The following is a 22325-nucleotide window of genomic DNA, read 5'->3' as shown; positions in this document are numbered from 1 at the left end:
CCGCCCGTGGTCCCGTAGCCGGCCTCTTTGCCCGTCCCGGCAGGTGACGGCCTCCGGCTCTTGACGAGCCCCACGGGCGGGACGTGGATTTCCGTCCCGCGGCCCGCCCCGGCGCGGGACGGGCACCCCGTTTACGGGCGGGACGTGGATTCCGCTCGGTCAGGAGACCTCGTAGCCCGCTTCCTTGACGGCGGCGCGGACGGCCGTGTCGTCGAAGGCGTCGCCGGAGACGTCGACCCGTCCGGTCTCAAGGTCGACGTCGACACCGGTGACACCCGGGACCTCGCCGACCTCCTCCTTGACCGAGCTCACGCAGTGACCACAGGTCATGCCGGTGACGGTGTATGTGATCGTGCTCATCGTGCCTCCAAAGCCGTGAGGTTACCCACCCAGGGTATAGCGTCAGGCCGTGGCGCTCCGGTCGGCGGTGCGGCCGATGATCTGGCGGAGGTCGACCACGCCGTGACGGCGCAGGCGGCGAGAGAGGTCGCGGTTGACGTGATAGGCCCAGAGGGGCCCCTCGTAGATCAGCGCGCTGTATCCCTGGACGAGCGTGGCCCCGGCGAGCAGGCGCTCCCAGACGTCGTCCACGTCCTCGACCCCGCCGACGGAGACGAGCACCAGGCGGTCGCCCACCCTGGCGCGCAGCCTGCGCAGCACCTCCAGCGACCTGGCCTTCAACGGGCGCCCCGACAGGCCGCCGCTCTCGCGGCTGTGGTCACGGCCCGAGGGCTCCGCGACGGCCAGCGTCTGCCTGCCGATCGTGGTGTTGGTGGCGATGATGCCGTCGAGCCCGAGCTCCAGGGCGAGGTCGGCGACCGCGTCCACGTCGGCGTCCGCCAGGTCGGGGGCGATCTTGACCAGCAGCGGGGTGCGCTTGGGCGTGGCGTCGGCCACCTCCTTCACCGCCCGCAGCAGCGGACCCAGCAGCTCCACGGCCTGCAGGTCGCGCAGGCCGGGGGTGTTGGGCGAGCTGACGTTGACGACCAGGTAGTCGGCCAGGGGGGCGAGCTCCCTGGCACTGGCCACGTAGTCGGCGACGGCACCCGACTCGGGAACGACCTTGGTCTTGCCGATGTTGACGCCCACGATCGCGGGGACGCCCCTGGGCCTGGCCAGCAGCCGGGCCGCGGCGGACGCGCCCGCGTTGTTGAAGCCCATCCGGTTGACGATCGCCCGGTTTCTCACGAGGCGGAACAGGCGGGGCCTGGCGTTGCCCGGCTGGGCGTGGGCGGTGATCGTGCCGACCTCGACGTGGCCGAAGCCGAGCGCGGACACGGCCTCCACGCAGCCGGCGTCCTTGTCGAAGCCGGCCGCCAGCCCGAACGGGCCGGGGAAGTGCACGCCGAAGGCCTGCACGCGCAGCGCGGGGTCGCGTGGCGCGAGACGGCGGTGGACCAGCCGTCCGACCACGGGCGTCACCGAGAGGACGCGCAGGGCGCGCACCGTCAGATGGTGCGCGTCCTCCGGGTCGAGGCGGCTGAGGACCTGCGAGAAGACGAATCGATACATCACCGATCAGGTTAGTGCCCCGGCGGGGTGCCGCTCGCGCCCACCGCGTCCCCGGGGTATCTGATCAGGAGGTATCGGTCGAATCCCAGCAGCCGCAACAGGCGGAGCACAGGACCCGAGGGGCGGAGAACGATCATCTCGCGGCCCAGGCCGCGCATGTCCTCGTCGGCCCGGAGCAGGGTCCGGGCGCCCGCGCAGTCGATGAAGCCCACGTGGGCCAGGTCGAACTCCACCGTCTTCGCGGTGGTCGTGCCGAGGACACGTCGTAGCTCGACGCCTCCAACGGCGTCGAGATCACCGTGAACGGTGATCTCGACGCTGTTCTTCGAGGGCTCAGGCGACGTGAGCAGGATCACCGTATTTCGCCCGCCCCCTCACCGAGCACCTCGGCCGCCAGGTCGGCGACGCGGCGGCGGGAGTCACGGGCCTGCTTGCGCAGGCCGGTGAAAGCCTGGGTGGCGGTCAGATCGTGCTTTCCCATCAGATAGCCGATCGCCCGCTCGATGACCACGCGGTAGTCGAGGGCGTACTGGAGCTGGTCGGCCAGGGCGCTCTTCTCCTCGGCGGCCATCGCGACGGTGAGAAGCTGCTCGATCACATCCGCGTAGCCGTAAAGCGCCTGGACATCCGACTCGTCCCACTCGTACAACTTCGCCTGGTAGACGTTCAGCGTGCCCACGGGCTCGCCTCCAAGACGCACCGGCACCCCGGCCACCGCCCGCACCTCGGGGTGCAGCCGGTCGGCGAGCTTCGGCCAACGAGGGTCGACCCGCACATCACTTGAGGTCACCGCGCAATTCTGCTCATACGCGGAAACACATGGCCCCTGACCAAGATGGAGCTGCGCGCCTTCAAGACTGCGGCCCCGCTCATCGGTGGCCACCAAATAACGAAGATCTTTACCTTCTTCGGCAAACATCAAACCCGCACCCGCATATCCGAACAGCGAGTTCACCACATCCACGGCACGCTCCAACTGCTGAACTATGCCTGTGGTGGACGAGGTCGTCTGAAGCCTTCTCAGGCTCGCGACCAGCGCTTCCGGATCAATGTGAGTCATATGTGGAGCGCCTTTCAGCGTCGACCTGGTTACTTGACGTGCACACTACGACTTCCCTCAACGAGAAGATCTATGAGCCATGCTCTGGAGGACCATCACCATGAGCTCTCCGAGACGTTCTCCCGTACGGACTTTCGCGGGTTGCCATTCGTGGCTCGTCCGGTCGTAGAAATTCAGGGTGCCGATCAGCGTTTTCTCCGCCCGCAATGGCACGGAGAGCACCGCCCTGACCTCCGAGACCCGCGCGGCGACGCCGGGGAAGCCGAGGGGCCTGGCCGCCCGCAGGTCGTCGACCACGACGTCCTCGCCGCGGCTCAGGGTCTCGATGGCGGGTCCGGCGCCGATCTGCTCCTGGATCAGCTCCAGTTGCCGGCCCCGCTCGTCGGAGCCTCCGACCGCGCGCAACCGGTCGTGGTCGTCTATCAGCATGAGTGCGGCCCCGTCGGAGCCGAGAACGTCGGCGAGGGCGCTCAGGGTACGGTCGACGAGCTGAGTGAATTCAAGAACCTGGGTCATGGGCGAGCTTCCTCCACGTCGAGGTAGCTCCGCGGACACAGGGCGGAATGATCTGCGAAACAAAGCCTAGTGCTGCCCGATGACTCCGGCCAAGCGGTTCCCCCTTTGGCCGTATGCAGGGGCCGGACATCACCGTCAATACATCGTTAAGCGTTCGGCAAACAACGATCGGCAGGGTTGGGCCTATGAACATCCTGTCACGTTCGGCCATCGCCCGACGACGGCGCACCCTGGCGAACCTCGTGCTCCGCGACCTCGCGGACACCGGTGACGTCATCCTCCCCGCCTGGTGGGAGGAGGAGATCCAGCGGGAGTTCGGCGGGCTGGGCGGGTTCCTGGCCGAGCTGAGCCGCCAGTGGTGGACGGCCTACGCCGCGCACCTGGACGCACTGATCGAGCTGGGCCTCGACGACCCCTCCCAGGCGTGGGACGACGTCAGCGAGCAGATGCCGTGGCTGCGGGCCGTACTCGACGCCCACACCGACGACGCGGCACTCGCCGAGGCCGAGCGGCGGCACTGCGACGTCCTGCGCTGGACGACCCGGCGCGAACCCCGCCACGCGGCCTGAGTCCTCCTCCGGTCCGGACGTTCACATGTCGTGCGGGGAATCGCGGGGAATATTCGCGGGGAATCGGGTAGCCATGAATGATGGTCAGATTTGTCGAAGGCAAGCCCTCGCCGCAGGGGAAACCCGATAACCACGCTTCTGACCTGCGGCTGGGCGTGCGCCTGACGATGGCGCTCGTGGCAGTGGCGATCTTCACGGTGCCGTTCGTGGTGCTGCTGGTGCTCGTGAAGACCTCCTCCTCGCCGCTCAAGAGCCTCGACGAGAGCATCGCCCTGAGTCTGCACGCCCAGGCGCTGGCAAACCCCGGCTACACCACCTTCCTCAGCGTGGCCACCGAGGTGTTCGGCCCCTGGACGTGGCGTGTGCTGGTGGTGCTGGCCGCCGTCTGGCTCTGGCGCCGGGGCGCGCCGCGCCTGGGGATCTGGGCGGTCGCCACGATCACCTTCGGCGGCCTGCTGAACCTCGCCGTCAAGGAGATCGTCGACCGCGCCCGGCCCGACCTGCCGGATCCGGTGGCCTCGGCGCCCGGAGCCTCCTTCCCCTCCGGGCACGCGATGGGAGCGGCGCTGGGTACGTGCATCCTCGTGCTCCTGCTGCTGCCCTTCCTGCGGAGCACGGCCTCGCGGATCATCGCCTGGGTCGTCGCCGCGGCCATCATGGTGTTCGTCGCGTACAGCCGGATGGCGCTCGGCGTCCACTGGACCAGCGACGTGATCGCGGGGGTCGCGCTGGGCGTGGTGGTCGTGGTGGGAGCGGCGGCGGGGTTCGAGGCCTGGCGCCGTGGAGAGGGCCGCAGACCCGCCGAACCACACGTGGAAGGCGTCGAACCCGAGGCGTTCCGGGAGACCCGTTCGGGGTAGCTGGCGCGCCATGTCGAAAATGTCGGTGGATTTCAAAGGCGTGACACGTCTCATCCTGGCGCCGCTGGCCATCATGGCCGTGCTGACGATCGGCGTCGGCCTCCTCATCACCAAGGTCCTGCAGACGACGACCCTCATCGCGAACGACCAGGGGGTCAACGCGCAGATGGCCGAGGGCCGCACGGCCCAGCTGAGCTCGATCACCGACGTGCTGTCGGGCCTGTCCGACACCCCGGTGATCATCACTGCCACCGCGCTGCTGGTCATCGGCTTCCGGCTCGCCTTCAAGCGCTGGAACGAGTCGATCTTCCTCGCGCTCGCGGTGTTCTCCCAGTCGGCGATCTTCCTGCTCGCGACCGTCTTCGCCGAGCGCAAGCGACCCGCCGTCGAACACCTCGACCCCGCCCCGCCCACCTCCAGCTTCCCCTCCGGGCACACCAGCGCCGCGGTCGCCTTCTACTGCGGCGTCGCCCTGGTCCTGACTCTCCACACCCACCGTTTCAAGATCCTGAACGTGCTGTGGTGGGTGGTCGGCCTGGGCATTCCCCTGGGCATCGCCTACTCGCGCATGTATCGCGGCATGCACCACCTGAGCGACGTGAGCTGGGGTTTCCTGCTCGGCGTGGTCTGCATCGCGGTGGCCGCCAACGCGCTGCTGTTCCGGCCGGTGGTGCAGGAAAAAAAGAAAAAAGTTTTGAGCACGTAGCGATCCCCGGCCACGTCGGGGATCCGGGCGTCGCGAAGATCGCTGAAGCGTGGGCCGGCGGGGGTGAGAGAGGGACATTCCCACCCGCCGGACCGCTTCACATGAGACCGTTGTGAAGCAGCACCACCAAGGTTCACACCCGCTATCAGGTGTCACCAAAAGATCACTGCGCGCTACGAAGTAAGATGAAAACCTCGTTTGGGGGATTCAACTCCTCCCCTCGGGGCACGAGCAGCCAGCCGACCGGACCGAGGACGTTCGACGGCTACCCTCAAGGAAGGAAGCCGGCCATGGATCAACAGTCCGTCGTCTGCCAGAAATGCACAGGCGTTCTCCTCGCCACCGACTCCCGCACCTACACCGCACAGCGAGGACGCCTGATCCTGGCCAACGGCTACTGCACCTGTCCCGCCGAGCAGACCCCCACCGAGCAGGCCGCTCCCCAGCAGCAGTCCCAGCCTCAGCCCGCCGCGGAGCAGCCCGCCACGCACCGGCAGCCCGCCCACCCTCAGCAGCAGGCCGCGAACCAGACCTCGATGGTGGGCGCCTAGCCCCCCTCTTCGAAAGGTCGCCCTTGGGAGGGTCGTCGCGGCGTCGGGGGCGTACGCGACGGCGAAGCGGCGCTCAGCCGCTCAACCCCCAGGCCAGCACCACGGACAGACCGCTCGTCGCGAGCAGGCCGACGACCACCACTACGGCAATCACTCGACGGTTCATACCTGAGAGCCTAGCCAGGCATCCGGATGGTCCCGCACGTCAGCGCCCGGGTGGGCGCCAGGGCGAGTACGGGATCATGACGGCCAGATGGTCGGGGGCGTCCGCTCGCTCTCCGCGCGGATGATGTGGATCACCGCGTTGATGAGCGCCAGGTGGGTGAACGCCTGGGGGAAGTTGCCGAGGTGGCGCCCGGTCACCGGGTCGATCTCCTCGGCGTAGAGACCGAGGGCGCTGGCGAAGGAGAGGACCCTCTCGCACAGCCTGCGGGCCCGGGTGAGCTCCCCGATCTCCGTCAGCGCCGAGACGAGCCAGAACGAGCAGATCGCGAAGGTGCCCTCCTCCCCGCTCATGCCGTCGTCCGTGCTCTTCGTCTCGTAGCGCAGGACCAGCTCGTCGGCGGTCAGCTCGTCGGCGATGGCCAGCACGGTGGCGCGGACCCTGGGATCGTCGGGCGGCAGGAAGCGCACCAGCGGGATGAGCAGGAGCGACGCGTCGAGGGCGTCGGTGTCGTAGTGCTGCCTGAAGACCCCTCGCTCGCTGACGCCGTGGGCGCACACGTCGGCGTGGATCTCGTCGGCGACCGCCTGCCAGCGCTCGGCGAGTTCCGGCTCCTCCCTGAGCCTGGCGAGCCTCGCGCCCCTGTCGGTCGCCACCCAGCACATGACCTTCGAGGAGGTGAAGTGCTGTGGCTCGCCGCGTACCTCCCATATGCCGCGGTCGGGCTCCCGCCAGTGCCTGATGGCCGACTCGACCTGCCGCTTCAGGATGGGCCAGATCCGCTCGTCCAGGCGGTCCCGCGACCGGGTGTGGATGTAGAAGGAGTCGAGGACCGCGCCCCAGACGTCGTTCTGACGGTGCCGGTAGGCGGCGTTGCCGACCCTGACGGGCTTGGCGCCCTCGTAGCCGGAGAGATGGTCGAGAACGTACTCGTCCAGCTCCCGTTCGCCGTCGATGCCGTACATGACCTGGAGTTCCTCGTCCCGTTCCGCCACATCGGCGATGAACCAGAAGAAGTCGTCGGCCTCCCAGTCGAAGCCCAGCGTGTACAGGCCCCAGAGGGCGAAGGTCGAGTCCCTGATCCAGGTGTAGCGGTAGTCCCAGTTGCGGTCGCCGCGCGGCGTCTCGGGCAGGGAGGTGGTCGCCGCCGCGATGAGGGCACCCGTGGGGGCGAAGGTGAGGCCCTTGAGGGTGAGGGCGCTGCGCTCCAGGTATCTCCGCCAGGGGTGGTCGGGGAAGGCGCCTCTGGCGAGCCAGTGCTGCCAGTGGTGGGCGGTCCACACGAGCCGGTGGTAGGCGTCCTCGAAGGTGTACGGCGGCTCGTGCATGGTCCACGACAGCGCGCAGAAGCGCGTGTCGCCCTCCTTGAGCAGGGTGCGCGCCATCGCGCGTCCGCCCTCGAACCCCAGCCGCATGTCGGTGGTGAGCCGCAGCTCCAGGCTCTCCCCCTCCGCGGTCGCGACGCCCTGCTGGTAGCCCCTGTCGGTGTACGCCCAGTCGGCGGACTTGCGCCCGTAGTCGAAGATCGGCTCGCAGTCGAGCGTGACCTGCGCCTCCCCGCTGACGCACCGCACCGTGCGGAGCAGCACGTGGGAGGCGTCGTAGTCGGTCGGCGCCCTCCTGTGCGTGTGGGAGAGCTCCTCCTCCTCGTGGTGCCAGGGCCCCATGAGCAGCACGTCGCGCACGATGATCCAGCCGGTGGGGGTGCCCCAGCTCGTCTCCAGGACCATGGTGCCCGGCAGGTAGCGGCGCGCGGCGGGCACCCTCAGGTCGGCGGGGCCGAGCCGGAAGCCTCCCGCGCCCCGGTCGAGGAGTGCGGCGAAGACGCTGGGGGAGTCCATCCGAGGCAGGCAGAGCCACTCGATGTTCCCGCTCGGGGCGACCAGCGCGGTGGTCTCGCAGTCGGACAGGAACCCGTAGTCGGCGATGGGCGGGAAAGGGGAGGGACCGGGCAGCTGGTGCGCGGGTGAGTTCCCTGTCATCAGTTCTCCTTGAGCCTGGAGACCTCCGCCTTCGAACGGAGAGGACCGTCAGGCGCCCTTCCTACCCCGCCTGCCGCTTTCAGGCACGTCTTTCACCCGGGTATCCGCCGCTCAGGAAGCGGTGGCTCGGTCCATCAATGATTCCCCGCGATGTCTCATAAGTCACATTATTCCCGGCCGTGTGTGAACTTTTCGGACATGCTGGTGTCGAATCTGCTATTAAGATGCCCGACCAAGGTTCACATCAGAGAGGGTCATCGTGGGGCGCGACGACATCCAGGGATCGTACGAAGAGGATCCTCGCGAGCAGACCGGTCCCCTCGGACCGGCCCAGCGGGAACCCGAACGCCCCGCCGGCGACGTGCTGTCGGACGGATGGAACGAGATCGACCTTCCGGACCCCGTACCGGGCGACGGATCTCAGGTGATCGTCCACGTGGACGGGTCCCGGGAGATCATCCGGACCGACGGCTCCCGGGAGATGGTCTATCTCGACGAGCGTCGCGAGACAGGGGACACCGACGTCACCTCCGACGGCCCCCTCTACCGTGACGAGGACGAGGAGACGCCGACGCGCGGTTTCCTGGGATCGGGCTGGCGGGAGGACCCCGACCCCTACGAGGATCGCCGCCGCAAAGGCAGGAGCAGGAGCAGGATCCTGCTCGCGGTCGTGGGTGGCGTCGTGGTCGCGGGAGTCGCGGGCGGCTGGATGCTCTCCGCCTCCGTGAACGGGCAGCCCGACACCAGGTGCTCACCCGGCGCGCGGTGCTCGGTGGCCGACGTACCGAAGCTGCCCTCCGAGACACCGGCCCCCGGGCCCGAGGAGACGACGGAACCGTCGGAGGAGGCGCCCACGGCCGAGGAGCCGACGACCGCTCCCACCCGGGCACCCCGGGCCCAGGAGCCCTCCGCCCGTCCGTCGCCGACCCGCAGCGCCCCGCCGAGGGAGACCCGCCCGACGCGGACCGCCGAGGAGAGCGAGCAGGAGGAGGCCTCCCGGGAGAACTCGACCCCGCGAGCGCGGATCACCTCGGAACCCGCCCCCTCGCAGACCGGCCAGACCCCCACCGAGAGCGCCGAACCGAGCCGGCAGCCGACGACGGCACCGCCGACGCAGGACACCGGAACGAACGACAACTCGGGTGGCGGCGGCGGCGGTGGCGGTGGCGGCGGCGGCGGCGGTCTGCTCGACTGGCTGTTCCGGTAGGCCGTCACACCACCATGGCCGGAGAAACCGGATCCGGGGGAGCCGGTCATCGGTTCGTGCCCCCGGTCAACGTGCGGAGCCGGTCCGCCGGGAATTCCCGACCCCGGCCCGGTGCTCCTGCGGGCTGACGCCGCGTTCGCGCTTGAAGGCGGCACTGAGCGCGAACGCGCTGCCGTACCCGACCTGCGTCGCCACCGCGCCGACGGTCGCGTCGGTCTCGCGCAGCAGGTCGGCGGCCATGGCGAGCCTCCAGCCCGTGAGGAACGTCATGGGCGGCTCGCCCACCAGCTCGGTGAAGCGGCGAGCCAGGGCCGCGCGGGAGACACCGGCCCCGGCGGCGAGCGCGGCCACCGTCCAGGGGTGGGCCGGGTTGTTGTGCAGCATGCGGAGAGCCTTGCCCACCACGGGGTCGCCGTGGGCGCGATACCAGGCGGGCGCCCCGGCCTCGGGGCGGGAGAACCAGGCCCGCAGGACGGCGATGAGCAGCAGGTCGAGCAGCCGGTCGAGAACGGCCTCCTGGCCCGGATCGTCCTTGACGATCTCGTCGCCGAGCAGCGGGACGATCGGGCAGTCCCAGGCGTCCTCCCGAAGGACCAGCAGCGAGGGCAGTGCCTCCAGCAGACGGCTGCTGATCTCCCCGCGCATCTGGTAGGCGCCGGTGAGGAGCACCGCTGACCCGTCGGGGCTGTTGCCCCAGGTGCGGATGCCCAGGTCCATCTCCTGAGCCAGGCTCCGCCCGTCGACGGTGGTGCAGCGCTGGCCCGGATGGATCACCACGTCGGGCGGTGTGGCCGGATCGCAGGCGACCGTGTAGGGGTCGGGGCCGAGGACGATCGCGACGTCCCCCGGCCCCAGACGCACCGGGTCGCCGTCGTCGGGGACCACCCACGCCTCACCCCGGACCACCGCCGTCAGGGCGAGCGGTGCCCGGTCCTGAACGCGCAGGGACCAGGGCGGGCTCAGGATCGAACGGAGCAGGAACGCTCCCCTGGCCCTCGGACCGTCCAGGAAGTCGGTGAGTGCGTCCACACCTTCACCGTAGACGCTGAAACGCGAAATCCACCGTAGACGCTGAAACATGGAAACGCGCTTCTCGACCATGGACCGTCTCAATCCACGCCGGTTCACTGGTCCCATGACTGCGATGTCGCTCTTCCGAGGCCCCGCGCTGGTCGCGGCGGCCATCACCATGGGACTCATGGCGGGTCTCTTCTACGCCTACACCTGCTCCGTCATGCCCGGCCTGGCCCGGACGGACGACCGGACCTTCGTGAGCGCGATGCAGCGGATCAACGTGGCGATCCTCAACGGCTGGTTCGCCGCCTGCTTCGGCGGCGCGCTGGTACTGACCGTCCTCGCCGCGGCGCTGCACCTCTCCCAGGACGCGCGGCCCGTGCTGCCCTGGATCGTGGCCGCGCTCGTCCTCTACGTGGTGACGCTCGCCGTCACGATGGGGATCAACGTGCCGCTGAACAACGCCCTCGACGCGGCCGGGGACCCCGACCGCGTCACCGACCTCGCGGCGGTGCGGACGAGGTTCGAGGCGGCCTGGGTGCGCTGGAACCTCGTCCGCACGCTGGCGTGCGTGGCCGCCTTCGGCTGCCTCACCTGGGCTCTTGTCGTGTACGGGCGCACCGGGCTGCCGAACGGATCGTGACCGGGCGGGTCGGTCGGAGGGATGTGCGGCCGCCAGATGACAGCTCGGGGCACAAGCGGGCGAATGGTGGCCGGGACACGACCGGGCGGGTCGGTCGGAGGAAGGCGTGGCCAGGTAGACGACGGCTCGGGGGCACGACCGGGCGGTGGTGCCCCGGATTGTGACCGGGACCTGGTGGGGCTGCCCGGTCCGTGTGGACTTCTGCCAGGATGCCGTCTGTCGCCGCCTCCCGCCCCGGAGTGGATCGGCACACCCAGCGGATCGGCACCCCCGGGGAGGCCGGTTCCGCCCTCGCATCCTGACCACTGACACGCACGGGAGCCCTTCGATGACCGGGTACCGGATCCTCGCCGTCGACGACGACCCCGCGATCCTGCGCTCGTTACGGCGCGGCCTGCGTCTGGAGGGCTTCGGCGTGGAGACCGCGGACTCCGGCGAGCGGGCCCTGGAACTGGCCGAAGGCACCGCGCCCGACGCGATCGTCCTCGATGTCTCGATGCCCGGACTGTCGGGCATCGAGGTGTGCGCCCGCCTGCGGGCACGCGGAACGGAGGTTCCGGTACTGATGCTGTCGGCGATGGACGAGGTCGCCGACCGGGTGGCGGGGCTGGCCGCGGGAGCCGACGACTACGTCGTCAAGCCTTTCGACCTCGGTGAACTGGTCCTACGGCTGCGTGCCCTGCTGCGCAGGGCCGGGCGGGCGGCCGGCGAGACGGTCCGGGTGGGCCCGCTCACGGTCGACCCGACCGCCCGCCGGGTCACCGTGAGCGGCAGGGAGGTCGAGCTGACCCGCCGGGAGTTCGACCTGCTGGAGGTGCTCGCGTACAACGCGGGGGTCGTACTGTCCAGGTCGGTGCTGCTGGAACGGGTCTGGGGGTACGACTTCGAGGTGACCGGCAACGCCGTGGACACCTTCGTGAGCTACCTGCGGCGCAAGCTGGAGGCCGGGGGTGAGCCGCGCGTGGTGCACACGGTGCGCGGGGTCGGGTTCGTGGTGCGGGACGGGCACCGGTGAGGCTCTCCACCCGGTTCGCGGCCTGCCTGGCCACGCTCGTCCCGCTGCTGGTGCTGCTGGGCGGCCTGCTCGTACTGAACCTGGTCTCCCGCGACCTGCGCGCCGAGCGGGACGAGCAGATGGCGACGCGGGCGCACGCGCTGGCGCCGCTCGCCACCTCGTACTCCTGGCGCGTCCGCATGACCCCCCGCCTACCGCCGGACCTCATCGCACAACGACTCGCCGGGGCCGCCGCCATGGGGGCCGGCAGCCCCGGCGGGATACGCGTCGAGATACCGGGGAGCACGCCGTTCGACATGGGAGAGGTACCGGCCACGACACCCGCCGTGGCCGGTGAGGGACCGGCCACCTTCGGCGAAGGCGCGCGGGAATGGCGATTCGTGGTGTCCGACCTGGGCCCGCGAGGGGGCGCGGGCCGCCTGTGGGTGTTCGAGTCCGAGGAGCACCTCGACCGGCGGCTCGGAGTGCTCCGCAGCCGGTTGGCGCTGGTCACCCTGATCTCGGCGGGGGTGGGCGTCGTCGCCGGTCTCGCTCTCGGCAGGTTCGCGGTGCGTCCCCTGGCGGTACTTCGCGGCCAGGCGCGGGGAATCGGCGCTTCCCCCGTGGGGGAGACACGGCTGGAGACCGCCTCCGGGGTCACCGAGATCGACGAACTGGCCGGCGTGCTCAACGATCTGCTGGACCGGCGTGACGCGGCGGTGACGCGCACCGGCGAGGCGTTGGAGACCGCCCGCGCCTTCGCCGCCACCGTGGCGCACGAGCTGCGGACGCCGCTGACCAGCATGGGCACCAACCTGGAGTTGCTCGGCCACCCCGGACTGGATCCGGTGGAGCGCGCCGAGATCGTCGCCGATCTGAGTGCGGAACACGGCCGGACACAGCGGCTGATCACGATGCTGCGCCGGCTGGCGCGCGGTGAGCTGGTCGAGCCCGCGGCCTTCGCCGAGACCGATCTGGCGGAGATCACCGCCGTCGCCGTCGAGGAGGCGCGGCGCCGCCACCCGAGGGCCGCGATCGCCTTCTCCCCCACGGCCGACCTGCCGGTACGGGGATGGGCCGAAGGACTCCGGATGATCGTGGACAACCTCCTCGACAACGCCGCGATCCACGGCACGGATGCCCCGGACCCCCCTGACGGTAAGGACAGGGTGGTCCGTCCTGATGGCGCGGACAGCGCGGACGCCGTGAACGGCCTGCACAGAGCGAACAACACAGACAACGCAGACAGCACAGACCGCACGGACAGCGGCATGGGCGGCACGAGCGCCAAGGACGGCACAGACCGCACCGAGGACACCGAGCGTGCCACGATCACGGTGACCCTGTCCGCCGACGGTACGGTCGCCGTACTCGCCGTTCAGGACGCGGGACCGGGGATACCGCTCGCCGAACGCGACTCCGTCTTCACCAGGTTCCACCGCCGACCCGGCAGCCCGGGTTCGGGCCTCGGTCTCACCCTCATCCGCCAGCAGGTGGCTCTGCACGGCGGCACGGTCACGGTGACCGACCCTGAACAGGGCCGCGGAACGCGCGTCGAGGTGCGGCTGCCCGCCTCGGCTCCCCTCTCCCCCCGCTCCCCGACGCGCCCCGACGAGCGTCCTCCCGAGGTCGGCTCCTGGCTCACCGAGCCGCGCCGGTCCCCGCCGTAGACCCGCTGAATCTCCGCCGTGGACCGTGCGGGAGATTTGCTGGATCTCCGCGTAATCCGTGCCGGAGATCCGCCGTGGGCATGCCGAAGTCCCGCAGTGGGGCTGCCGGAGATCCGCCGTGGGCCGTCCCGAAGGCCCGCCGTGGGTCGTGCCAGAAATCTGCCAAGAAAGTGCGTCATGATCCCCGCCGTACGCGAGCGGCTCACCCCGCCACCGAACCCACGGGGGGAACATGAACATCCATCGCCTGCGAGTACCCGCGATCGCGACGGTCGCCGCACTCACGCTGATCGGCTCGGCGGCTCCGGCCGGAGCCCTGGCCATGACGTCGGCCTCCCTCGCACCGGCCTCGTCGCCGTCCGCGCCGGTCGTCGCCGAGGCCGGTGCCTTCGACCTCGTACGACCATCGGCGAATCCGGTCAGACTGCGGAGCGATCCGAGAAAGCTCTCGGTGACCTACACCTACGAGGGCGACGAGCGCACCCTCGACGACTTCCTCGCGCGCACGAAGACCAACGGCTTCGTCGTCCTGGACGGCCAGAAGATCGTGGACGAGCGCTACGTCGAGGCCGACCGCAACACCCGGTTCCAGTCCTGGTCGATGGCGAAGTCCTTCACGTCGGCCGCGATCGGCATCGCCCTGCAGGAGGGCCACATCCGCTCGATCGACGACCAGGTCACCCGCTACCTTCCCGAACTGCGCGGCTCCGGCTACGACGGGGTGTCCATCCGCAACCTGCTGCGTATGTCGTCGGGGATCGCCTGGGACGAGCGCTCCGACATCCCCAAGGTGCAGATGGCCGTGAAGCGGGGCCGGTCGGTCGAGAAGCTGGCGGCGCGGCAGGTGCGCGGCTGGAAGCCCGGCAGCAGATTCGAGTACACCAGCATGAACTCCTTCGTGCTCGCCGACATCGTCAGCCGCGCCACGGGCACGCCGTACCACCGGTACGTGGAGAAGAAGATCTGGCAGCCCGCCGGCATGGAGTCCACGGCGCGTATCGAGAAGGACGCCACCGGCGACAGCCTCGGCTACTGCTGCTACCACGCCACCGACCGCGACTTCGCCCGGTTCGGCCTGCTCTACCTGCGTGACGGCAAGGCGGCGGGACGCCAGGTCGTGCCGAGCGCCTGGGTGAAGAAGTCGACCACGCCCTCCGCCTCCTTCAACGCCGGCTACGGGCTGCACTGGTGGCTCGGTGACGGCGACGAGGGCGACTTCATGGCCGCCGGGTTCGGCGGGCAGTACGTCTACGTCTCGCCCAAGCACGGCGTGGTCGTCGTCAAGTCGACCGTCTCCACCTCGGCCCACGACCAGCGCGAGGCGCTGGTCGCGTTCCGCGCCGTGGCCGCCGAGGTGGCGAAGAGCCGCTGACGACGACCCATCCGCACGGGGGCGGAAGCCGGATCGGCCGGGGGCCGACCACGAGGACAGGCCGGGGGACGGCGCGTCCTTCCTGCCTTCCGCCGGAGGCATCGGCATCGGAGTTCCGGACCAAAGGTCCGGCACCAAGGTTCCGGAACCGGGCCTCCGACATCGGAGCTCAGGCATCAGGCTCCGGCTTCCCCGTGCCATCGAAAACACCTATCGCAAACAGGGGGACATCTCACATGACCAGCACGAAATCCGGTCCTCGGCGCTCTCCTCGCCTTCGAGGGCTGCTCGCAGCGTTGGGAGTCGGCGCGCTCATCGCCTCTCCGCTCCCACAGGCCGCCGCCGCGACCGCCGCACCGCCGGTGACACCGGACTGCTCCTGGAAACTCCGGGTGAGCGCGGACACCGTCAACGTCTTCTTCCCCGACACCGCGGCGTCGTACTGGGTCCTGCCGTTCACGGTTCAGGACCGTCTGCGGATCAAGCTCTCGGGTGAGTACGCGGACAGCCGGTACACCTCGTTCAACGTGTACAAGGACGGCGGAGGGTCGTTCACGTTCAACGGTGTCGGCTCGTCGCTGCCCGACCACCTCATCGACCCGGACCCGGGCAGTGTCAACCCGTGGCAGCAGCAGGCGGAGCCAGGCGGGCGTTACACGGTGACCGTGAGCTCCGACGCGGCTCCCGGCCAGGTCAACACGCTTCCCCTCGCCCCCGAGGGCACCGCGGAGGGCGCGGACGGCTACGTTCTGCTGAGGGCCTACCTGCCGGCCGACGGCGACTTCTCGCGGGTGCCGCTGCCGTCGGTCACCTTCGAGCGCGACGGCGTCTCCACGCCGGTACCCCGGTGTGAGAGCACCGGCACACCCACGCAGGCGCAGATGGAGTCGCTCGAAGGACTCCGCATGGACCCGCCGCTCGCCGAGCCGGAGCCGATGAGGTTCGCCCGGGTGAAACTCGACACGCGGCGCGTCGGCGGCTTCCCGAACGCGGACTCCGCCTACCTCAGCGCGACCGTCCCCCCACCGGCCGACCGCGAGGTCGTCGTCGTCCGGGGCAAGGCGCCGCGCGCCTCCGCCGGTTCCCACCCCTCGCCGTGGCCGGAGACGGACAAGGACGTGCGCTACTGGTCCATGTGCACGAACCTCACCTTCCCGCTGCTCCCCGTGGTGGTGAACAACCTGCCGAACGGGACGGTCAGCTACGGGTGCCGCAGCGACGACGAGACCGCGCTGGACTCCACCGGCCACTACACGTACGTGATCGGCAGGGAGTCGCAGCGCGCGGCGATCGAGAGGATTCCGGGGGTGACCTTCCTGCCGTTCTCCACGACGCAGCCGAGGGCCGCGCACACCGTCCTGCTCCGCAACATGGTGGTGGACGAGAACTTCGCCGAGGCCGTCCAGAACGTCCCCGAGGACGGTGACCCGGCCTCCGCCGCCGCCGTGATGGGCCCGTACCACCCGAAGGTCTCGGTCTGCTCGCTCGCCGACCTCGCCTCGGGCGGCCCGCAGAACTGCCCGCCGGTCTAGGCGTCCGCCGCCCGCCGGTCCAAGCGTCCGCCGGGGCGAGTCCCGTCAAGGGGGCGGGGATTCGCGCCGGCGGACAGGGGCGTGTACGGCGAGCACGGGCCGGTTCTTTCTCGCCTTCGCTCGCCGCGGCCCCACGCCCGCCCGGCCGCCCGGCTCTCGGCCACCCACCCGGCTCTCGGGCCGCACGGCTGCACGGCCGCCGATCACGATGGGTAGGCGTGGGTCTCGGTGGCCTTGACCGACGCCCAGATCCGCTGCCCGGGAGTGAGGTCGAGATCCGCGACGGCGGCGGGGGTGACGTCCGCGGAGGCGGTGATGGGTCCCTCCAGGTGGATGCGGACGTTGTCGCCGTGCCGTTCGACACCCTCGATCGTGGCCTCCCAGAGATTGCGCGGGGTGCCGTCGGGACGGGTCCGGTAGAGCGCGACCGCGCCGGGCCGGAAGGCGACGAACGCGGGGCCCTCCAGGTTCTCGGCGACGCTGAAACGCACCTCACCGACGGTGACCTGCCGTTCGGCGGCGAGTCCCCGATAGAGGTTGAGGCCGACCAGACGGGCGACGTAGTCGGTGCGCGGGCGGCGGGCGACCTCGGCGGGGGCGCCGCGCTGCACGACGGCGCCGTTCTCGATGACGACCAGCTGGTCGGCGAGCACCATGGCGTCCAGCGGATCGTGGGTGACCAGGACGGTCGCGCCCTCGAAGTCGGCCAGGTGGCGGCGGAGCCGGGAGCGGATCTCCAGGCGGGTGTGGGCGTCGAGGGCGGCCAGTGGTTCGTCCAGCAGCAGCAGGCGGGGGCCGACGGCGAGGGCACGGGCCAGTGCGACGCGCTGGGCCTGACCGCCCGACAGCTGCCGGGGTTTCGCCGCGGCGTACCCGGCCAGGCCGACGCGTTCCAGCCAGACGGCGGCACCGCGCCGCGCCTCCGCTCTGGAGGCGCCGCGGCAACGAGGTCCGAAGGCGACGTTGTCCAGGACGGACAGGTGTGGGAAGAGCAGGTAGTCCTGGAAGACCATGCCGATCGGGCGACGTTCGGACGCCAGGGGATGCAGCGCCTCGCCGTCCAGGAGGATCCGCCCGCCGGACAGGGCGGTGAGCCCGGCCAGCGCGCGCAGCGCGGTGGTCTTGCCCGCGCCGTTGGGACCGAGCAGTGCGACGACCTGACCGGCCGCGACCTCCAGTTCGATGTCCAGGCGGAAGCGGGGCCGGGTGACGACGAGACGGGCGTCGAGGGTCACGGGCCGCTCACCCACCGGTCGCGCAGGCCGGCCAGGATGATCACCGAGACGGCGAGCAGGACGAGGCTGAGCACGATCGCGGCCTCGGGTTCGGTCTCCAGGGCGAGGTACACGGCCAGCGGCATGGTCTGGGTCTGGCCGGGGAAGTTGCCGGCGAAGGTGATGGTGGCCCCGAACTCGCCCAGCGCGCGGGCCCAGCACAGCACGGCTCCCGCGACGATGCCCGGGACGATCAGGGGCAGGGTGACACGGCGGAAGATCACCCAGCGGGAGGCGCCCAGCGTCGCGGCGGCCTCCTCGAACCGCAGGTCGGCGGCGCGCAGCGCACCCTCGACGCTGATGACCAGGAACGGCATGGCGACGAACGTCTCGGCGACGACGACCCCGGCCGTGGTGAACGGCAGGGTGATGCCGAAGGTGGAGTCCAGCCACTGACCGACCAGGCCGCGCCGTCCCAGGACGAGCAGCAGGGCGACCCCGCCGACCACCGGGGGCAGCACGAGGGGGACGGTGACCAGCGCCCGTACCAGGCGGCGGCCGGGGAAGTCGACCCGGGCCAGCAGCCACGCCAGCGGCACGCCGAGCAGCAGGCACACCAGCGTGGCCACGGTCGCGCTCACCAGCGACAGGCGCAGTGCCTCCAGCACCTGCGGCTCGCCCAGCCTCTCCAGCAGGGTGGACCAGGGGGCGCGCGTCAGCAGCCCGACCAGCGGCAGCGTCAGGAAGACCATGCCCGCCACGGCCGGCAGCACCAGCACCCAGGGCAGACGGCCCGCCACCCCGCCGTCGCGCACCCCACCGGACGCACCGCCCGCACCACCGTTGGCCGGACCGCCGCGTACCCCACCGGGGAGGTCTCCCGGCACGCCGCCGGACGGACCGTTCGGAACGGCGCCGGCCGGGCCACCCGCTACCCCGTCGGCCGGGCCACTCACGGCGCCGTCAACTCGTCGTACGGGCGTGGTCGGCGATCTCCACGACCACGTTGGTGGACTTGATCACGGCGACGGCCGTCACCCCCACCGCCAGGCCCAGCTCGTCGGCGGCCTGGCGGCTCATCAACGACACCACCCGGTACGGTCCCGCGGCGATCTCCACCTGGGCCATCACCGCGTCCCTGATCACTTCGGTCACGATCCCGCGAAAGCGGTTTCTGGCCGAGGAGTGCCCCGTGCCCTCCTCGGACTCGATCCGGGCACGTGCGAACGCCGCCAGATCGACTCCCTCCACCATCCGGTGGCCGTGCTCGTCCCGCCGGGCCACGAGCCGTCCGGCGTCCACCCACCGGCGGACGGTGTCGGGGCTCACTCCCAGCAGCGCGGCGGCCTCGCTGATCCGAAACGTCGTCACGAGCAATCACCATACCTTCGCATATTCCTACCTAGGACCCACTCCCCCATGGCATTCGCGCCGAGATTCGTCCTCCCGCCGTGGTGCGAGGCATCGGGCCGCGGCAGGCCTTCGAAGGTCAGTCGGGGGCGATCTCGTAGTGGAGGCCCGCGCCGAGGCTCAGCGCGAGCCTGCGGGCGAGCCCCGTGTTGCGGCGGTGGTCCAGCCGGTTGACGGCCATCTCCAGGGCCTTGCGCTCGCCGACGACGACCACCCACGACCGTGCCCGGGTGAGCAGGGTGTAGAGCAGCTTGCGGCGCAGCATGACGCCCCCGGACTCGGTGACGAGCGGCGCGACCACGAAGGGATACTCGCTGCCCTGGGAACGGTGGACGCTGATGGCGTACGTGTGGGTCAGCTCGTCGAGCTCGCCGAAGCCGTACTTCACGGTCTGCCCGTCGTCGGTGCGGATCTCGACGACCCTCTCCTCGGGGGTGATGGCGGTGACCGTACCGGTGTCGCCGTTGAAGACGCCCTTGTCGTAGTTGTTGCGGATCGGCATGACACGGTCGCCGACACGGAAGGCGGAGGCGCCCGACCAGTGTTCGGCGACCCCCTCACGAGCGGGGTTGAGCCGTTCCTGGATCATCCTGCCGAGTTCGGCCGTCCCCGTCAGGCCCCTGCGCATCGGGCACAGGACCTGGACCTGGTCCGGGCTCACCCCCTGCTTGCGGGGGATCGCCACCGTCGCCAGGTGCAGCACCCGCTCGGCGACCTGCTCGGGGTCGTCGACCTCCTCGAACCAGAAGCCTCCCCCGCCGGGAGTCGCGGGCACCTCGCCCGCCCTCACCCGGCGGGCGGCCCGGATGATCCCGCTGCCCTCCGCCTGGCGGAAGACGCGGGTCAGGCGCATCCGCGCGATCGTCTCGACGCGCAGCAGATCGGCGAGCACGCTGCCTGGGGCGATGCTGGGAAGCTGGTCGCTGTCGCCCACGATCAACAGGTGGCTGCCGGGCGATATGGCCGCGGTGAGGCGGGTGGCCAGGCTCAGGTCCAGCATGGACGCCTCGTCGACCACGATCAGGTCGGCCTGCGCGGGCGTCTGCTCGAACAGCGTGCCGCTGTCGGGATCCGGCTGGTGGGCCAGCATCCGGTGCACGGTCATGGCGGGCAGGCCGGTGAGTTCCGACAGGCGCTTGGCCGCCTTGCCGGTCGGCGCGGTGAGGGTCACCGTGCCGCCCATCGCCCGCACGGTCGCCGCGATGGTCTTGACGGTGTGGCTCTTCCCGCAGCCCGGACCGCCGGTGAGGACGGAGACGGTACTGGTGAGCGCCATGTTCACCGCCGCCCGCTGGTCCTCGTCCAGCCCGGGATCCTCCTGGAAGGTGCGCATGGGCAGCGTCGAGGGAGCCTCCCAGAGCCTGGTCAGCTGGTCGGCGAGCGTGATCTCACGGCTGTGGGTCTCCTTCAGATAGACCACGGCCGTCGCCTGGCCGTCGGGCGACGCCTCGACGACCACGCGTCGGTCGGCGACGAGTGCGTCGACCATCCGCGCGACGAGGTCGTGGTCCTGCTCGACGAGCTCCGCGGACTGGGCGATCAGCGCGATCAGGCGTACGTAGCAGTGTCCGTCGCGGCTCGCCGCCGTCTCCAGCCTGTCCAGGATCGCCGCCTTGACCCGCTGCGGGCTGTCCTCCGCGACCCCGGAGCGCAGCGCGATCCTGTCCGCCGTGGCGAAGGCGATGCCCCTCACCTTGCCGATGAGCCGGTACGGGTCGGAGGTGAGCACCTCTCCCGAGTCGGCCCCGAAGACCTGGTATATCTTCGCCGCGAGCAGCGGGCTGATCCCGAAACCCTGCAGGACCACCATGAGCTCGGCGATCGCCTTCTGCTCCTGCCACGCGTCGGCGATCTGGGCCTGCCGCGCGGGGCCGATGTTGACGACCTCGGTGAGCCGTCCCGGCTCGGTGTCGATGACCGTCAGCGTCGCCTCGCCGAAGTGGCTCACGATGGCGTGGGCGAGCCTCGGCCCGATGCCGCGGATCAGGCCGGAGCCCAGATAGATGCGAATGGCCCGGACCGTGGCCGGAACCAGCCGCTCGCACGCGACGACCTCGAAGCGCCTGCCGTACCGCGGATGCTCGCCCCAGTCACCGACGAGCCTGAGCGTCTCCCCCGGCTGGACCCCGCCAAGGGCCCGGCCGGAGGCGACGAAGCCGGGCATGCCCTCGGCGCTCATCCGCGCGATCGTGTACTCGTCCTCGCGGACGTACACCAGTTGCTCGACAGATGCCTCCACGGCAGAAAACAACCCCCGTACCGGCTCACCTCATCCTTCGCACATCAGACCAGCTCACCCGGTGTCCTCACAAGCCGTCGCCGCCCGCCCGCCCCCCGGGCCACCGTCGTGGCGGCCCGGGGCGACGACGGGCGGTGCCGGGCACGCCGGGACCGCTGGATGTGACGTACGAATCGTCGGCGCGGGCGAGCCACCGACTGCGGTGAGGGCCGGACCGCTACGCGCCAGGCTCACCTGGTGCCCGCCGGTGGAGGTGCCCCCGAACGACCCGCGATCCGTCAGCCGCCGATGGCCCTGGGCCCCGGACCGGGAGGCATCGGTGCCGGATACGCCGGATACGGAGGCCGCCCCGGTCCGGGAGGCAGCGGAGCGGGGTACGGAGGCCGCACGCCCGGATACGGCGGATAGGGAGGATACGGAGGCCGTGGGTACGGAGGCCGCGGATACGAGTATGAATACGGAGGGCGCCAGCCCGGATATGGTGGCCGCCAGCCGGGGTAGGGGGGACGCCAGCCCGGATACGGAGGCGGGTACCCGACCGGGTAGCCGGGGTAGCTGCCCGGGTAACCCGACACGGGCACGCAGTCGTACTGCGGGCACGGCGTGGTGAAGCACTGCTTGGGCGAGGGGACGCAGATGCGGCCCGGACCGCAGTTGATCCCCGCGCACGGCGATCCCGGAACGCACGTACCGGTCGTCTGCGCGGCGGCGACCGACCGGGCCGCCGAAGCGGCCGGCGCCACCTCCGCCCAGGCCCTGGTCGCGATGGCGGGTGATCCGGCCGCCGCGACCGCGACCAGGATCGGGATCAGTTTTCGAAGCATTTTTCCCCCAGATGTCATGATCGGTTATGACTCTCCGACGATGCTGACACCGGCCTTACCTGCTAACGGCAAACTGGATCCCAGCAAGTCGGATGGCTTGTCGGGAGTCGGATTTCGACGCTGTCGCACCGATAGAAATCCAGTGGTTTCACCCTTTTTCGCACTCGTCGATCCGTGGTGAGGTCTGCTCACAGGTCATGAACGGAAGCCGACGTCACCCCGAGCCGGCACCACGGGCGATCAGACCTCCTCGGAAATCGGACGGCCCGCGACCCTTGACGTTAACT

22 protein-coding genes are annotated in these 22325 nt (G+C 70.5%); 11 read left to right on the top strand and 11 right to left on the bottom strand.

All coding sequences use genetic code 11. From position 1 onward, the window contains the following. Positions 1-159: 159 nt before the first annotated feature. The 5 genes from ACFY3D_RS12435 to ACFY3D_RS12415 are packed head-to-tail and all read right to left on the bottom strand — an operon-like array spanning position 160 to position 3088. Positions 160-360, bottom strand: a complete 201-nt coding sequence (locus ACFY3D_RS12435) for a heavy-metal-associated domain-containing protein (RefSeq protein ID WP_350941256.1) — start codon at positions 358-360, stop codon at positions 160-162. Positions 361-402: 42 nt separating this feature from the next. Next, complete coding sequence (locus ACFY3D_RS12430; RefSeq protein ID WP_389978339.1) at positions 403-1512, bottom strand: quinone-dependent dihydroorotate dehydrogenase; 1110 nt, start codon at positions 1510-1512, stop codon at positions 403-405. Between the two features lie 11 nt (positions 1513-1523). After that, the gene (locus tag ACFY3D_RS12425) at positions 1524-1868 is read right to left on the bottom strand and encodes an STAS domain-containing protein (RefSeq protein ID WP_389978336.1); all 345 of its coding nucleotides are present in this window, start codon (positions 1866-1868) and stop codon (positions 1524-1526) included. Then, positions 1865-2572 (bottom strand): GAF and ANTAR domain-containing protein, encoded by a 708-nt coding sequence (locus ACFY3D_RS12420; protein ID WP_350941261.1) that lies wholly within the window; start codon positions 2570-2572, stop codon positions 1865-1867. Before ACFY3D_RS12420 ends, ACFY3D_RS12425 begins: the two co-directional genes overlap by 4 nt. Before the next feature lie 57 nt (positions 2573-2629). Next, positions 2630-3088: a GAF domain-containing protein gene (locus tag ACFY3D_RS12415; RefSeq protein WP_362906663.1), complete on the bottom strand. Its 459-nt coding sequence runs from the start codon at positions 3086-3088 to the stop codon at positions 2630-2632. 185 nt (positions 3089-3273) lie between these two features. On the opposite strand from ACFY3D_RS12415, the gene ACFY3D_RS12410 reads away from it, so the two are divergent. The 4 genes from ACFY3D_RS12410 to ACFY3D_RS12395 all read left to right on the top strand — a co-directional run bounded on the left by ACFY3D_RS12410 (position 3274) and on the right by ACFY3D_RS12395 (position 5774). Continuing rightward, positions 3274-3657, top strand: a complete 384-nt coding sequence (locus ACFY3D_RS12410; RefSeq protein WP_389978333.1) for a hypothetical protein — start codon at positions 3274-3276, stop codon at positions 3655-3657. Between the two features lie 167 nt (positions 3658-3824). Further along, positions 3825-4517, top strand: coding sequence for a phosphatase PAP2 family protein (locus ACFY3D_RS12405; protein WP_389978462.1), 693 nt, complete (start codon positions 3825-3827; stop codon positions 4515-4517). 40 nt (positions 4518-4557) lie between these two features. Further along, positions 4558-5223, top strand: coding sequence for a phosphatase PAP2 family protein (locus ACFY3D_RS12400; protein ID WP_389978330.1), 666 nt, complete (start codon positions 4558-4560; stop codon positions 5221-5223). 290 nt (positions 5224-5513) lie between these two features. Continuing rightward, positions 5514-5774 (top strand): hypothetical protein, encoded by a 261-nt coding sequence (locus ACFY3D_RS12395; RefSeq protein WP_389978327.1) that lies wholly within the window; start codon positions 5514-5516, stop codon positions 5772-5774. Positions 5775-6014: 240 nt separating this feature from the next. Here ACFY3D_RS12395 and ACFY3D_RS12390 read toward each other — a convergent pair whose 3' ends face one another. After that, positions 6015-7919, bottom strand: coding sequence for a glycoside hydrolase family 15 protein (locus ACFY3D_RS12390; protein WP_389978324.1), 1905 nt, complete (start codon positions 7917-7919; stop codon positions 6015-6017). Positions 7920-8178: 259 nt separating this feature from the next. Between ACFY3D_RS12390 and ACFY3D_RS12385 the strand changes: the two genes are divergently transcribed. Beyond that, a complete protein-coding gene (locus ACFY3D_RS12385; protein WP_389978322.1) occupies positions 8179-9126 on the top strand; it encodes a hypothetical protein in 948 nt (315 codons plus the stop codon). Positions 9127-9192: 66 nt separating this feature from the next. On the opposite strand, the gene ACFY3D_RS12380 is transcribed toward ACFY3D_RS12385, so the two are convergent. After that, positions 9193-10155 (bottom strand): AraC family transcriptional regulator, encoded by a 963-nt coding sequence (locus tag ACFY3D_RS12380; protein ID WP_389978319.1) that lies wholly within the window; start codon positions 10153-10155, stop codon positions 9193-9195. A gap of 106 nt (positions 10156-10261) precedes the next feature. On the opposite strand from ACFY3D_RS12380, the gene ACFY3D_RS12375 reads away from it, so the two are divergent. The 5 genes from ACFY3D_RS12375 to ACFY3D_RS12355 all read left to right on the top strand — a co-directional run bounded on the left by ACFY3D_RS12375 (position 10262) and on the right by ACFY3D_RS12355 (position 16351). Continuing rightward, positions 10262-10783, top strand: coding sequence for an anthrone oxygenase family protein (locus ACFY3D_RS12375; protein ID WP_362926546.1), 522 nt, complete (start codon positions 10262-10264; stop codon positions 10781-10783). 328 nt (positions 10784-11111) lie between these two features. After that, the gene (locus ACFY3D_RS12370) at positions 11112-11798 is read left to right on the top strand and encodes a response regulator transcription factor (protein WP_350941276.1); all 687 of its coding nucleotides are present in this window, start codon (positions 11112-11114) and stop codon (positions 11796-11798) included. After that, positions 11795-13447 carry a sensor histidine kinase gene (locus ACFY3D_RS12365; RefSeq protein ID WP_389978315.1) on the top strand — a complete coding sequence of 551 codons (1653 nt, stop codon included), beginning with the start codon at positions 11795-11797 and terminating at the stop codon, positions 13445-13447. Before ACFY3D_RS12370 ends, ACFY3D_RS12365 begins: the two co-directional genes overlap by 4 nt. 232 nt (positions 13448-13679) lie before the next feature. After that, the gene (locus tag ACFY3D_RS12360) at positions 13680-14819 is read left to right on the top strand and encodes a serine hydrolase domain-containing protein (RefSeq protein WP_389978312.1); all 1140 of its coding nucleotides are present in this window, start codon (positions 13680-13682) and stop codon (positions 14817-14819) included. Between the two features lie 236 nt (positions 14820-15055). After that, complete coding sequence (locus ACFY3D_RS12355; protein WP_389978309.1) at positions 15056-16351, top strand: hypothetical protein; 1296 nt, start codon at positions 15056-15058, stop codon at positions 16349-16351. A 203-nt stretch (positions 16352-16554) separates the two neighbouring features. Here the strand turns inward: ACFY3D_RS12355 and ACFY3D_RS12350 are convergent, their stop codons facing one another. From ACFY3D_RS12350 to ACFY3D_RS12335, 4 genes are all read right to left on the bottom strand, one after another. Next, positions 16555-17586 carry an ABC transporter ATP-binding protein gene (locus ACFY3D_RS12350; protein ID WP_389978306.1) on the bottom strand — a complete coding sequence of 344 codons (1032 nt, stop codon included), beginning with the start codon at positions 17584-17586 and terminating at the stop codon, positions 16555-16557. Further along, the gene (locus tag ACFY3D_RS12345) at positions 17583-18317 is read right to left on the bottom strand and encodes an ABC transporter permease (RefSeq protein WP_362906725.1); all 735 of its coding nucleotides are present in this window, start codon (positions 18315-18317) and stop codon (positions 17583-17585) included. The genes ACFY3D_RS12350 and ACFY3D_RS12345 overlap by 4 nt, the downstream gene beginning before the upstream one ends. Positions 18318-18528: 211 nt before the next feature. Next, positions 18529-18936, bottom strand: coding sequence for a molybdopterin-binding protein (locus ACFY3D_RS12340; RefSeq protein WP_389978303.1), 408 nt, complete (start codon positions 18934-18936; stop codon positions 18529-18531). A 118-nt stretch (positions 18937-19054) separates the two neighbouring features. Continuing rightward, positions 19055-21214, bottom strand: a complete 2160-nt coding sequence (locus ACFY3D_RS12335) for an ATP-dependent RecD-like DNA helicase (RefSeq protein WP_389978300.1) — start codon at positions 21212-21214, stop codon at positions 19055-19057. Positions 21215-21850: 636 nt separating this feature from the next. Here ACFY3D_RS12335 and ACFY3D_RS12330 point away from each other — a divergent pair. Next, positions 21851-22219, top strand: a complete 369-nt coding sequence (locus tag ACFY3D_RS12330; RefSeq protein ID WP_389978297.1) for a hypothetical protein — start codon at positions 21851-21853, stop codon at positions 22217-22219. The last annotated feature ends 106 nt before the right edge of the window (positions 22220-22325 follow it).

Origin of the sequence: Streptosporangium sp. NPDC000509 (assembly GCF_042898365.1) — a bacterium.
Taxonomy (GTDB): Bacteria; Actinomycetota; Actinomycetes; order Streptosporangiales; family Streptosporangiaceae; genus Streptosporangium.
The sequence above is the reverse complement of the archived record's forward strand: the minus strand, read 5'-3'. Positions and strand labels throughout refer to the sequence as shown.

Bases quoted from the DNA above. Each gene is read 5' to 3' on its own strand.
- ACFY3D_RS12430 (WP_389978339.1), bottom strand. From the start codon at position 1,512: ATGTATCGATTCGTCTTCTCGCAGGTCCTCAGCCGCCTCGACCCGGAG.
- ACFY3D_RS12370 (WP_350941276.1), top strand. From the start codon at position 11,112: ATGACCGGGTACCGGATCCTCGCCGTCGACGACGACCCCGCGATCCTG.
- ACFY3D_RS12410 (WP_389978333.1), top strand. From the start codon at position 3,274: ATGAACATCCTGTCACGTTCGGCCATCGCCCGACGACGGCGCACCCTG.
- ACFY3D_RS12375 (WP_362926546.1), top strand. From the start codon at position 10,262: ATGACTGCGATGTCGCTCTTCCGAGGCCCCGCGCTGGTCGCGGCGGCC.
- ACFY3D_RS12330 (WP_389978297.1), top strand. From the start codon at position 21,851: ATGCGGCCCGGACCGCAGTTGATCCCCGCGCACGGCGATCCCGGAACG.
- ACFY3D_RS12390 (WP_389978324.1), bottom strand. From the start codon at position 7,919: ATGACAGGGAACTCACCCGCGCACCAGCTGCCCGGTCCCTCCCCTTTC.
- ACFY3D_RS12405 (WP_389978462.1), top strand. From the start codon at position 3,825: ATGGCGCTCGTGGCAGTGGCGATCTTCACGGTGCCGTTCGTGGTGCTG.
- ACFY3D_RS12415 (WP_362906663.1), bottom strand. From the start codon at position 3,088: ATGACCCAGGTTCTTGAATTCACTCAGCTCGTCGACCGTACCCTGAGC.
- ACFY3D_RS12360 (WP_389978312.1), top strand. From the start codon at position 13,680: ATGAACATCCATCGCCTGCGAGTACCCGCGATCGCGACGGTCGCCGCA.
- ACFY3D_RS12355 (WP_389978309.1), top strand. From the start codon at position 15,056: ATGACCAGCACGAAATCCGGTCCTCGGCGCTCTCCTCGCCTTCGAGGG.
- ACFY3D_RS12345 (WP_362906725.1), bottom strand. From the start codon at position 18,317: ATGGTCTTCCTGACGCTGCCGCTGGTCGGGCTGCTGACGCGCGCCCCC.
- ACFY3D_RS12395 (WP_389978327.1), top strand. From the start codon at position 5,514: ATGGATCAACAGTCCGTCGTCTGCCAGAAATGCACAGGCGTTCTCCTC.
- ACFY3D_RS12420 (WP_350941261.1), bottom strand. From the start codon at position 2,572: ATGACTCACATTGATCCGGAAGCGCTGGTCGCGAGCCTGAGAAGGCTT.
- ACFY3D_RS12435 (WP_350941256.1), bottom strand. From the start codon at position 360: ATGAGCACGATCACATACACCGTCACCGGCATGACCTGTGGTCACTGC.